Source organism: Psychrobacter sp. SCQQ22 (assembly GCF_015864605.1).
GTDB classification, from domain to species: Bacteria; Pseudomonadota; Gammaproteobacteria; order Pseudomonadales; family Moraxellaceae; genus Psychrobacter; species Psychrobacter fozii.
Genome location: NZ_JADYWZ010000011.1, coordinates 50,049 through 63,411 on the forward strand (window position 1 = coordinate 50,049; position 13,363 = coordinate 63,411).

The window sequence follows — 13,363 nt, forward strand, 5'->3', positions numbered from 1 at the left end:
GAGACAGTATCAATAAAAGCTCAGGTCAGCCCGCTGTCTTATAGTTTACTGTTCATGACTTAGGATGAGTCAACACGGAAATAATAACAACATGAAGCGTTAAAGCCTCGAACCAATCGCCCTAGGTTCGGGGCTTTTCTTTGTGTGCAAAATTCATTCGTTGAAGAGTAGTTTTTGGGTTTTATAAAAAATTATAATATCAGGAATCAGAAAACATTCTCAAACGACATGGTTGGTGAACTACTAAACCGCTACGGCGTTACCCTCCTTAGATGTACTACTTGTAAAGTCTGCAGTCAGCTGCCTTGTACCCATTTTAGAGTTCTTTGACTATACTTTTAAAAATGGAAGCTTATCAATAAAAAAGGGTACATGCATTGGCATGTACCCTTTTTCGAAAAGACTATTTATGTTGTTAATCTATTCGGTAGTTTCTTATCCAAGTACTTGGATATAAGCGCTAGAACGTAACTCTTGTAGCCAGTCTTCTTGAGCTTGTGGTGCTAGGCGTTGGTACAGTGCTTGACGTGCCATATTGCGACGATATTGTTCACTAACGTCCTGATCACGTTTACCATCAACTTTCAAGATATGCCAACCGAACTGGGTCTTGAAAGGAGCAGAATAATCACCAACCGCTGTATTTTTCATGACAGCTTCAAACGGACCGACCATGTCCTCTTCACTAACCCAATCAAGATCACCACCGCGACCAGCTGAACCAGGATCATCTGAATAGGTTGATGCTAAACCAGCAAAGTCAGCACCACTGCGTAGCTGTTCGTATAAATCATTGATTTTTTGTTCAGCAAGCGCATCAGTCTGGAGCTCATCAACTTTCACCAAGATGTGACGAGTTTGCCATTGCGGTATCAACATGGTATCACTGGCTTTTTTATTAGCAAGCTTAATGATATCGATACCTTCAGGGGTAACTAATGGTTCGCTAACCGCACCGACGTCAAGCTTGGTAATTTGGCTTGACAGTTCTGTAGGCAATGAGGCCGCTTTGTGAAAGCCCATATCGCCACCTTGTAGTGGGATAGGATAGCTACCTTGGCTAGCAGCCACAGCTTCCGTGACATTGACATCTGATACGAGCAGGCGAGTGCGTAATGCTTCCGCTACCTTTAATGCTTCTGCACGCTGCGCCTCTGATAAACGGCTATAGTCATCGATGTAAGGCACGCGTACATGAATGGTTTGATATTCACTTTGGTTCAAGCGCTTGGCTTCAGGAGATGCCAAAAATGCATCGATATCTTGCTCGCTGATGCGAACACGATCACTGATTTGACGTTGCTGCAATGCTTGAATAGAGGCGTCTTCGATCAACTGGGCGCGCAGAGCAGCATAGCTACCAGGTCTTGCTGCATCTAGACGTTGTTGTAATGCTGAGATGCTACCCAGTCCTTCTGCTTGTGCGATTTGACCCAGGCGCTGATTGATAGCGGCATCGTCAGGTTTTAGGCCTGAGCGCTTAATCATAGACAGCTGCAACTCACGTAAGATAAGTGCATTTAACACTTCAGACTGTAGCTGAGCTGAGTTGGCAATTGGCTCGCCAGCAGCTTTAGCACGTGTTTGAGCTTGCGTAATAGCCGCAACCAATTCACTTTTTAAGATAGCATTTTCATTGACTAATGCAATGATGCCGTCTGTGCTATTGGCTGGAGTCAAGCGATTCACGTTGCTTTGTTCAGCATTGGTTGTCGCTTTAGCCGCTGCAGGCTTTACGGTGGCAGCTTGGGCATTGAGACTAAGCACAAGGCCTGCACTCATACCCATCGAAAACAGTACAGCACGGCTGGTTTGACGTACAGAAAAAAATCTCATGATGCTCCTCATCAATGTCATCGCATCGGATGGTAGTTGGTCAACCATATCCATTATATTTTAATAATCATATACTGAATAATCTTGTCCATAATAATGTGATAAATAGTATCACGTAAATAGATAGCTACGCGAGTAATGGGATAGGCTGACTTTATTTAGCCGCTCATTCTTAATTTGTCCAACTAAGTAGCTTATCGGTCTGTCATAAAGTTTCGGTTTTATAACAGACCTTGTAAGAAATCCTAGTTTTTCCACGCAGTTTGTACGGTATCAAAGCCACGTATCTTCTCAGACAGTAAACGCGTCAAACTACCGTTACCGCTACCAAGACCACTTAGTCTAAGCTCTGCCATGATTGCTTGTGTCGGCTCGTTGGTAACATCCAAGTCATTATAATAACGACGGCCATAAACAGCAAAACCAAAGCAGCAGTCTTCGTAATCGACACCAACAAGTGCATCAAGCATCTTGCTGTTGCGATAATCATATTGGCCTTGTGTCAATATTCGCCATTTACTATTGATAGGGAATATAGCCGATGCAGTAACGGCAGATAACGGTAGCTGATTGGTGTTCGTATCACTTTGACGCTTTACGAAGCCGACATTAAATAAGCTGTTGTCTGTTGGCTGGTAACGTAGCTCGGTTGTGATAAAGTTTAAGTCATAGCTATTGCTCAATGCACCGTTTACATCGACCCAAACGTTATTATATGGTTGGATGCTCGCATCCCAAACCATGCCTGATGATGACGTGGTAAAAACAGGCTCATCATCAGCAAGCGTGACGCGACCATCATCGATATAAAACTGCTCTGCAATACTACCATCGAAACGTGTCACACCCGTTGCATCGATGTAACGATAATTAATCCCTGGCGTAACAGCATGCAAGTCTTGCAAGCGGTCATGACCTAAAAACCAACTGTCCGAAAATAGCTGCTCATAGTTGGTTGAGGCAATACGGGTATTAAAGTTAGGAATGTCATTCTGGTCTTCGTATGGTGCATAAGTGTACTTCAATCGCGGATTGAGTAACTGATAACCACCCATGGTATCGTCAAACGCACCAAATGGTGAACCAGCACGGTATAGATGTAGTCCGGCATCAATGCTCGCTTGCGGTACAAACGCTGATAGACTGCCATCTTCTGCACTTAGCGAGCTATCTTCTAAGCTGTCTTCGTCGTATGCCGTATAGAGATGTTGTAGGCTCAGCTTTGGTTTGATATAACCCCACGAAGATTCGATTGGGTAAGAGGCGCTAATTTTATTATAAAGACGTGTACCGCTTTTTTCAGTCTCAGAACCATCATCGATAGATTTTTTAAAGTACGCTGAATCACTAACACCCGTAATTTCAAAGTTATTGTTTGTCGGTATGCGGTAGTTCAGCGTCAGTTGTGGCAGGCGAGAGTAAGGTTTGTCTTTATCCTCTAGTGCGTCACCATCGCTGTCAAAAGCATCCAGTGTTTGAAAGGTCTCGAGTTTTAGCTCACCAGTGACATAGTCGTTATAATAGTTGAGGCGGGCACGTCTCGGTAAATTTACCGTACTATCGGATAAACCAAGGGTATCAAAGTCATCCAGGTAGTCCGAATCCGAGACATAGCTGTATTTGAGATCCCCGCTTAAACGCGGAATACTCTTGGATTCCCAAGTATGATCATAAAATAGACTGCTACGATTTTCGTCATCGTACTCGTTATCATTAGGGAGGTATGAACCAGTTACCGTACCTTTCCCATAGTTTTCGGTCAAATAACGAAACTCACCTGATAACATGGGGTTGCGATCAGTATAAATATGGGTATTAAGCGTAGCATCGTAATTGGGTGCCAAATTTAAATAATAAGGTACATCAACTTCAAGACCAGTTTCACTACTAATACCGACATTCGGTAATAAGAAGCCACTACTGCGGCGACTGTCTATTGGGAAGTTAAAATAGGGTAGATAGAATACTGGTATGTCAGCGATACGGAACGTTGTATCGTAAGCTTCACCGCGGCCTGTTTCTGTATCTAAATCAATAGTTTTGGCATCAAACTGCCATTTTCGATTCATGGGTGGGCAGGTACTAAACATGACATCATCTAATTCATAGTGACTGTCATTGGGTCTGTTTAAGCGCTTGGCATAGCCATGTGCTTGTAGATCGACACTAGCAAAAGCCACATTCTCAGCGGTTGATTGTCCCGTTTCTGTGTTGTAGTTCAAGCTGTCAGCGACGCCAATCAGGCCACCTTGTGACGCTCTTTCACTTAAACTGGCTTGAGTATTATTCATAGCCTGATTGGGTACATTATTCCGTGGTACTTTTTGCCCTGTCGCTTGGTCAGTAAACATGACGTTGCCTTGGGCTGCTGCCACACCTTTGCTCAAATCTAGCGAGACTTTTTCTGCTGCTATTTGCTGAGTGCCTTGATTAATGATGACATTACCCGAGAGCTCAGCATAGTCAACGCTGTCGTAATAACCATAGTCCGATTCTGTAAACAGAGGTGCTCGGTTATTTTCTAGACTATTAGTTGCTCCAGCCTCATTGACAGCACGCTGATAATTAGGGTTGCTATGTGGATATACCCATTGACCTTCACAGCGTTGTGAGCTATCTACAGTACGTATCGGTATCTGTAAATTCTTACCAACTTTAGGAATGACCTGAGGACTGGTTGTGTCGACCATACTATCAGCGGTTGGAAGCTCAGTATCGGGTGTTAGCTCATAGAACTCTGCCAAGCGCATTAAGCTGTCTTGAATGCTTTCATCATTTAAATCAAGCTTGTTGGTGTTTTTTGCAGCTTTGGGCGTGCTGGTATCATTACTTTGTGTAGCGGCAATGCTTTTCTGAGTATCGGGTGCTGGTACAAAAGCTGAATTGTTACTGTCTTGATTATCGCTGTCTTTAATAGCAGTGACTTCTAGAGAGCTGTCATCTAGGGTGTCTTTACTAATGGCGCTCTCAGTATTGAACAAGCTGTCATTATTGACAGAGCTATCACTGAGGCCGCTATCGTTAAAAGAGCTGCTATCTAAAGTGCTAACACTTGCAGCCGTATCAATACCATCAATGCCGTCAGTTAAAGTTGAGTCATCAATAGTAGCTTTAGCAGCGACGGCTGCCTGTTGCGATTGTTTGGTTGCAGCAGTAGTCTTTGGACTCTGACTCGCTTGATAGTTAATATCACTATAATCAGGCGTTTGATTGATGTTGCTATTAGCATTAGGCGCTGCTTTAGATATGTAACGTGTACTACTATCGGTGAGGATCGGCGCAGTTTTTTGTGTGTCAGCATCGCTGATTGCAGCATTAACGGCTAGGCTAGATAAGCCTAAGGCGCCAAATAAGATCACGCGAATGCTTTGGTAAAGCGGAGAATATAACAAGGGCACACCTATGATTGCAGAGCCTATTGGATTGCGATACTGAGCTTAGTAGCCGCATTATTGAACAAGGTATAGCAGTTAATAAACGACTAAAAAATCACTAATTGCTAATAGCGATCTCAAGAATTTGAGTGTTTTACATATAATGACGACTAATCATAGTCAAAAAAAACCAAATCAGCTACACTATTTACCAAAATTTATAATATAGCTAGGCTGCTTTTCGAATGATTGCCGAGATTATGCTTAGCGCTAAATATTGAATGATAACTCAATATACTTGTTATAGCAGTTATTGTGGCTCAAGATTTCACCATTTTAACAAGGTTTTGCCTGACTTATCACTACTTTAATTGTTTACGACTTATATTTAACCTGCGATGCCCATTATGACTGACAAACTAACTTTAGAGCCGAATATGACTGACACCAAAACCAATAGTCGCCTACAGCAGCTAGAGAGCTGGTTGCAGCAGATATTTACAGGTCAAGAATTTAACTTAGATAGCCTGCCTGGTGATGCCAGCGCCCGCCAATATCATCGTATTCAACTGCCAAAAGATGACGGTAATGGAGCGTTGAATTACATTGTCATGGATTCTGCTGATGAACAAGATGCTATGCGTCAGTTCATTAACGTCGCAAAATTGATGTCACCTGCTATTAATGTACCAGCGATTGTCGCACAAGATGTGACCAAAGGCTTTTTGGTCTTACAAGACTTTGGTGCGGTAGAGTTCGCCCATTTGCTTGTTAATGCACCCTCTACTCAAGTTAACGAGTACTATCAATTGGCAATGCAGACGTTGGTCGCATTACAGACCGTACCTGTTGAGACAGCAAAATCTCAGCACCAATTGCCAGATTATGATACGGCGTTGTTGGATCGTGAAATGGAGCTGTTTACGGATTGGTTTATACCGTATATCGGAATAGCGCTTGATAAAACGTTGTGGGACAATTTAAAAGCAGCATTGACGAAAGAGATTTTGCAGCAGCCACAAGTCATCGTTCATCGTGATTATCACAGCCGAAATCTGATGCAAGACCAAGCAGACCATTCACGCTTGGGTGTGATTGATTTTCAAGATGCAGTGGTTGGCTCTTACACCTATGATTTGGTGTCATTGGTACGTGATGCTTATGTTGAATGGCCGGAGCATCAAATATCTGAATGGATGAAAGACTTTTGGCAATTACAGCAGCAAGCAGGACTAACCACAGCTGCTAGTGCGCAACAGTTCGAAAATGACGTCAATGTGATGGGCGTACAGCGTCATCTAAAAGTATTGGGAATTTTTATCCGTTTGTCTGAACGTGATGGCAAAGACCGCTATTTAGCAGATATTCCTAAAGTGATGAGTGATCTAGTCTTTGAGCTAGAGTGGCTTGGCAAACATGGTAATGATAGCTTGCAACAAGCGCTACTACCATTTAATAAATGGCTTGTGGATACCGTGCTGCCTGCATATCAGCATAAGTTTGTGCAACAGTATATCTAAACCTATTTATCATATTAGTATTTCAAGAGCTTAAAACTCACACATTATAGGAGGGTACATGTCTACCTCTACGATTACACAAGCCATGATTTTGGCAGCGGGCAAGGGTACTCGTCTACGCCCGTTGACGCTTGAGACGCCCAAGCCTTTGGTGGAAGTTGCGGGTCAGCCACTTATCGTTTGGCATATCAAAGCGCTACAGGCAGCAGGTATCACTGACATTACGATCAATGCGTCATGGTTGGCTGATAAGCTCATCGATACGTTGGGCGATGGCACACAATATGGCGTAAAACTGCATTGGTCAGTAGAAGGCGATGAACCTCTGGAGACAGCGGGTGGTATTTTTCAGGCATTACAAACCGGTAAGCTGCGCGATGAGCCCTTTATTTTGGTGAATTCTGATGTTTGGACGACATATGATTTTACCCAGTTGCAAGACTACACACTGGGTGCGGATCAGCGTGCGCATTTACTCTTGATTGATAATCCGGCGCACAATGATAGCGGAGATTTTGCGATTAATAATGGTTTTGCTAGTGAGCAACCTGTAGGTGATGGTGATAAATATACCTTTGCTGGCATCAGTGTGATGTCGCCTAGATTGGTTGATGGCTTGGTATCAGGTCAGCCAGCAGCGTTGGCACCATTGCTCAAACAAGCAATGCTCAAGTTTCAGATTACCGCTGAAGTCATTACTGATAATTGGATAGATGTGGGCACGCCTGAGCGCTTGGAACAGGTAAACGAGTTTATCGAAAGTAAAGGTGCTAAAAACCACTTAGGTGTATAAGCTCAATAAATTCTTATATAGTCAGAGAACTACTAAACTACTACGGTGTTAGCCTCCTTAGATGTACAATCTACAATCTACAATCAACTGCCTTGTAGCAATTTTAGATTTCTTTGACTATATGAGTATGCATAAAAAAGCAGCGTTGATTTAATCAACGCTGCTTTTTTATGCGTGTATTTCAATAAATATTAAACACCCATTGCTAGTTTGATTAGCTGTGCGATGGTAAACACAACCAAAAATCCTGCCACATATAGGCCGACAAACCATAGCCATTGTGACTTTTTCTTACTGAGCTTTTTCATGCTCGTCTCCCATTTACGTGTCAATACGCTTTTGAACATCAGTATAGCTACTGCTAATAACAGCAATAGCCAGTGACTGTTTTATCAATTCATATGTCCATGCTTAACGTTCTTACTTATCAGTACATATGCTCATGATCCGTCTTACCCTTAAAGGTGTAATACGCAAAAGCGGTGTAACTCAAAATAATGGGTAGCATAATACCGGCACCAACGAGCATAAAGGACAGTGACGTATCTGCTGCTGCTGCCTCATAAATCGTCATTTGATACGGTACGATATAAGGGAACATGGCAGAACAAACACCGATATAACCCATCAAAAATAGCGCCACAGTCAATAAAAATGGACGATATTCACGTTCAGTATTCAAGTCTTTACGCATAATAAAGAATAACACCATGACGATAATAGGCATGGGAGCCAGATATAATAAATCTGGGAAATGAAACCATCCGTCGAGTGCATTGATATCTGAAAAGTACATAAATACTGTCACGATAATCATGGCGACGACTAAAGCAGATAGCATCCAGCCAGAAACTCTGCGTGCCCAAACTTGTAGTTTATGTTCTGTCTTGATAATAAGCCAGGTAGAGCCAAGTAGGGCATAACCGATAATCATCGCAAAACCGCAGACGATAGAGAAAGGCGTTAGCCAGTCAAATGGTCCACCAGTATACAAGCGGTTGCTGGCTTCGAGCCCTTGTACCAATGCCCCAAGCATAATCCCTTGAGAAAAAGTAGCAAGTACTGAGCCGACAAAAAAGCAAGTATCCCAGACATGGCGACGTGTCGAAGATTTAAATCGAAACTCAAATGCTATGCCGCGCAAGATAAGACCAAATAACATCGCTGTCACAGGTAAATAAAGCCCCGTCATAATGATACCGTAAGCGACTGGGAAAGCGGCGAACAAGCCACCACCGCCCAATACCAACCACGTCTCATTACCATCCCAAAACGGTGCGATAGAGTTCATAATGCGGCTACGATTTTTATCGGAACCTGCAAATGGAAATAAAATACCACAGCCTAGATCGAAACCGTCCAGTAAAACATAGACAAAGACTGCGAGAGCGATAAGTCCGCCCCAGATCAAAGGTAAGTCTAATACATCACCGTAGTTAAACATTAGCGTAACCCTCCTTCATCGATGTCATCTGCAGGTTCATCAAGGTCTGTTCTCATTCTGTCGCCAGCACTGGTATCGCCAGTCAACGTGCGACCTTGACCTTCTGTGACAGAATGCTCATAGAAGTTATCTTCAGAAGGGTCTGAATAGGGTTTTGGCCCTTGAGCAATCAAGCGTAGGATATAGAAACTGCCTGCGCCAAAGACAAAAATATACAGCACAATGAAACCAATCAATGTGGTCGCGACTTGCTGTGCAGCGACCGGTGACATACTCTCAGCAGTACGAATCACGCCATACACGGTCCATGGTTGGCGACCCGTTTCAGTCACAAACCAACCAGACAATAATGCAATAAAACCAAGCGGTGTCATCATCATCCATGCACGGTGGAACCAAACACTTTCGGGATTGAATTGCTGTTTTTTGAAGTATTTGTATATGCTGAATAAACCGACCAGCACCATCAACATACCAATAGCAACCATGATACGGAACGCCCAAAACACAATCATAACGTGCGGTTGGTCTTCAGGTGCCCAGTTTTTGAGACCTTTGATTTCACCATCTAATGAATGTGTCAAAATCAAACCAGAGACATATGGAATCTTAACTTCATATTTATTGGTTTGGTTTTCTTGGTCGGGAATCGCAAATAAGCGTAAGGCTGCGCCGCGCTCATCTTCCCAGATGCCTTCCATCGCAGCGACTTTGGCTGGTTGATGCTCTAAAGTATTTAGACCATGTTCATCGCCAATCAATACCTGAGCTGGCGCTACAAATATGGCCATAATCATCGCCATACCTAGCATGACGCGGCCGTGTTTGCGGTGCTCGGTATGTTTTTTGGATTGTAAATAATAAGCACCGATACCACCAATGACGAATGCAGTTGTCAAAAATGCTGCTGTCATCATATGAGCATAACGGTAAGGGAAAGATGGATTAAAGATAATCTCAAGCCAGTTGGTTGGGTATAGCAAGCCATCTGCGCCCACCATAAAGCCCTGCGGCGTTTGCATAAAGCTGTTTGCAGCTAAAATCCAAAAACCTGAAATCAGCGTACCGATGGCGACAATTGCAGTTGCAGCAAAATGCATGCGTTTGCTCACACGTCCCCAACCGAACAGCATAATCCCTAAGAAAGAAGCCTCTAAGAAGAATGCAGTCAGTACTTCATAGGCGAGTAGTGGACCTAAGACGTTACCGGCTTTGTCAGAGAATACCGCCCAGTTGGTGCCGAACTGGTAGGACATTACCACACCGGATACGACACCCATACCGAAGACGACAGCGAATATCTTAATCCAATGCTTATAAACTTCGGCATAGATAGGATCGCCCGTTCGAAGCCAACGGAATTCAAGCACCGTCAACCAACTGGCTAGTCCAATAGAAAAAGCAGGAAATACAATATGAAATGAAATAACAAAAGCGAATTGAATACGCGCGAGTAACAACGCGTCCATTTGGTCGATCATAAATGCAGCGAACATAAGCGCTTACCTTTATTTGTTAGCCAAGTAGCGCAAGCTTCCATGATACGCTCAAGTAACTGCCCGCAACCTTTTATACGAGTATCGCGGTCAATAATCAGGTTTTCTTTAGCTGTGAATATTAGCGAGTTAAACCGTTTTATTTATGCTATGACTAAAGCGATTCAACTGAATAAATAATTTATATCCATACAAATTAAGAAATAGTCGTTCATTCAATTACTGTTACTGATGCTTCATTATGCGCCTGCAGCTTTATCGCTACAAGTAAGGCCATGTAACGCATACTTACTAGTAAATATAAATTAGTAAGAATAAGTTAATGCTATATTCCTTATACAATATTATATATTGTAATAAAGTATAAAGAAGGTGTTTTATCGTACTCAGCAGTGTTCAATATTGAACAGACCCTAAACTATTGATTGAGCTGCTGATGCAGTATACGCCTTAAAGTTAAAATAGTTTGAGGGTTTTCTTGAATGCTGTGACCACCGTTAATGACTGTCTCAGAAGCAGCACCGTCTAGATGGGCACTGGTATAAGGTACGATACCGTCAGACAAGCGTTCAGTTAATGCCTGACTGATATTTTCATCGATGGTAACGGCCGCTACAAGCGATTCATCTGTCAGTTTAGCGTTATCAGAATCAGCGTTTTCACTTGCGCTGATAGCCTCACCTCTTGCGTCTTCTTCTATCGCTTGTGACAAATCGATTCTGGCACCACCCGGCTGCATTTCTGCCAGTCCTTTGGTGATGTCAGCATCGTTATTGGCAATAATTGAGTGATAAGTAATGCGGTCATTGATGGCGAGATCTTTGGTGAGCTGTATAAAGGAGGATTTATCGCTGAGCTGGCTAGCACCGTTTTGTAGATATAGCGCGCCTAATGGGTTGTCTGCCAAATCGCCTTTCGTTGCAATCGTTGCTAAATTTTCAGTGACGGTTTTCACTAAACCAACGGGTAAGTAGACAACACGGCGTAGGGCACGCGTGAACCAGCGGTCTGCATAATCAGTACCGCGAAACGGTGCAGACAAAAAGACAGCGGTATCTACTTGTGGTAATGTTTTTAGCTTAAAACGTTCTTGTAGTTGTGCTTCACCAAAAGAAGCTTTGAGTGCGTCGCGGACTTTACGTTTTTCGCTATTAGAGAGTATGTTTTGATCATCGAGATTGTCTAAGTCATCGACCAAGTTTTCATCAGACAGCATCATGCGAGCGATCACAGCACCCATACTATGACTGATAATCACACTGTTTTTGCTGGCGAGATTTTGTCCTGTCGGATCCGTCTGCTGGTAAGTGCTGTCAATCAGACGTTGGATTTGGTAACGGTTTTCTAAAATAGGTAAGTTGGTTGGATAGAATATTTGCCAAACCTGATAGTTGTCACGTAACTTATCATCATTGAGAATATCGTTGGTCAAGTTCACCCACGTTGCAGGGCTAGAGGCCAGGCCATGCAGCATAATCAGCACGCGCTTATTGGGATCATAAGGCTCGAGCATAAACAGTTTGGGCAGTCTTTCTTCTGGTTGGCGAGTAATCAAATTTAGATAGCCGACGCCATCTAATTGGTTCTCTGATAGCCACAAGCCGTAACCGGCAGAGAAGTTGGCTGCCAATGGATAGTCATTATTGAGGATATTAACACTTTCGCTTTGATACGGATTATACAGGTGGATATCGAGTTTACGACTGTCTAGTACTTCTAGCACGCTATCGCCACTGGGCTCAATCAGACCCGTTAATAGTAAATGGCCTGTGGGATAAATTCGCGAACTTGGTTTACTATCGTCGATATTGTCTTTTTTATCATCCGATTGACCTGACAGTGAGGATACCAATAATTGGCGAATCGTGGTGGTGTAGCGATCATCCAAGGATGCAACCAAGCTAATGCCTAAGCCTGGACGTTTACTGATTGAGTTGAGCCCAGAGAGGCGCAGATCATAAGTAGAGACCAAGTCTGCCAAAGCGGACGTTTGCTTGTGCGCATTTTGCAGATAGCTATTTTCATTGGGCAAATAAACGCCGAGATCATAGCCATCAACTTGTATCTTCATGACTTTGACTTGGTCGGTAGTCTTGCCTTCTAGAGGTGCACGGTTGGCAATAGCAGCCTGTGCGCTGTTATCACGTTCAGTGGAGGCTATTGGTAAATGTTCTATCTGTGGGTCGCCCATCAGTTTATCTGAACCATCTACTGCCTTGTAGAGCTGAGTGATGACATCGTTGCTTGCGGCATTATAAATATCTTGGGTCTGAATATCGGTATCGTTTGGAATGCGGTTTGGTGTACTAGAATGGCTACTATCCTGAGCGCTACCTTCAAAATCATGCGCTAAGCTGTCATAAAATAGATAGGTATAACTGTATTTTATCGCATTAAACAATCGCTCTTGGTAGCCAGTTAGGCAACGACTGGTGTTTTCTTGTTGAGTATTGGCCTCGGTATCACTTAACGGTGCATTGGCATAATAAGGGTCGAGTGGTGGGCGAGAAATCGCATTGAGGCAGTCTTGCGATTTGGCAAGCTGTCGAGCCTTTGCGTAATGTAGTTCAGAAAAAATAGCCAGTGAGGAACGGTGGTGTTCATCTAAGATGCTATCGGTGAGCTGGGTCAAACATAAATCAAACTGCTGCATACAAGCTTGCTCATTGAGCCCTGCTGATAAGAGTGCTGATGCGGTATCACTACTGAGCTTGTTGTCCGTGACAATGTTGCCACGCTGTGCCGTAATGGTCTTTGCTGAAGCTTGTTTGTTCACCGAGACTGTACTACATGCCGGCAATAATGCCATCGCTGCTATCAAAGCAACTGAAGTGATCGGTATGATTTTTTTATTGGCGTGCGTTACCATATTTTTTATAGGGTTAACGAAAGTCATAGTT

General features: G+C 43.2%; 8 protein-coding genes. 2 read left to right on the forward strand and 6 right to left on the reverse strand.

What is annotated here, in order from left to right:
- Window positions 1–435: 435 nt before the first annotated feature.
- Window positions 436–1,836: a peptidylprolyl isomerase gene (locus I6E84_RS13040; protein WP_197218413.1), complete on the reverse strand. Its 1,401-nt coding sequence runs from the start codon at window positions 1,834–1,836 to the stop codon at window positions 436–438.
- A 245-nt stretch (window positions 1,837–2,081) separates the two neighbouring features.
- Complete coding sequence (gene lptD, locus I6E84_RS13045; RefSeq protein ID WP_227681526.1) at window positions 2,082–5,228, reverse strand: LPS assembly protein LptD; 3,147 nt, start codon at window positions 5,226–5,228, stop codon at window positions 2,082–2,084.
- A gap of 389 nt (window positions 5,229–5,617) precedes the next feature.
- Between lptD and I6E84_RS13050 the strand changes: the two genes are divergently transcribed.
- Both I6E84_RS13050 and murU read left to right on the forward strand, forming a co-directional pair.
- Entirely contained in the window at window positions 5,618–6,730 is a 1,113-nt protein-coding gene (locus tag I6E84_RS13050; RefSeq protein ID WP_197218415.1) for an aminoglycoside phosphotransferase family protein, read from the forward strand.
- A 58-nt stretch (window positions 6,731–6,788) separates the two neighbouring features.
- A complete protein-coding gene (gene murU, locus I6E84_RS13055; RefSeq protein WP_197218417.1) occupies window positions 6,789–7,523 on the forward strand; it encodes an N-acetylmuramate alpha-1-phosphate uridylyltransferase MurU in 735 nt (244 codons plus the stop codon).
- A 191-nt stretch (window positions 7,524–7,714) separates the two neighbouring features.
- On the opposite strand, the gene I6E84_RS14300 is transcribed toward murU, so the two are convergent.
- The 4 genes from I6E84_RS14300 to I6E84_RS13070 all read right to left on the reverse strand — a co-directional run bounded on the left by I6E84_RS14300 (window position 7,715) and on the right by I6E84_RS13070 (window position 13,359).
- Window positions 7,715–7,831 carry a DUF2474 domain-containing protein gene (locus tag I6E84_RS14300; RefSeq protein WP_370463019.1) on the reverse strand — a complete coding sequence of 39 codons (117 nt, stop codon included), beginning with the start codon at window positions 7,829–7,831 and terminating at the stop codon, window positions 7,715–7,717.
- Between the two features lie 119 nt (window positions 7,832–7,950).
- Window positions 7,951–8,967 carry a cytochrome d ubiquinol oxidase subunit II gene (gene cydB, locus I6E84_RS13060; RefSeq protein WP_197218418.1) on the reverse strand — a complete coding sequence of 339 codons (1,017 nt, stop codon included), beginning with the start codon at window positions 8,965–8,967 and terminating at the stop codon, window positions 7,951–7,953.
- Window positions 8,967–10,463, reverse strand: a complete 1,497-nt coding sequence (locus I6E84_RS13065) for a cytochrome ubiquinol oxidase subunit I (RefSeq protein WP_110922379.1) — start codon at window positions 10,461–10,463, stop codon at window positions 8,967–8,969. The genes cydB and I6E84_RS13065 overlap by 1 nt, the downstream gene beginning before the upstream one ends.
- A gap of 418 nt (window positions 10,464–10,881) precedes the next feature.
- Entirely contained in the window at window positions 10,882–13,359 is a 2,478-nt protein-coding gene (locus tag I6E84_RS13070) for an esterase/lipase family protein (protein ID WP_197218419.1), read from the reverse strand.
- Window positions 13,360–13,363 lie beyond the last annotated feature (4 nt).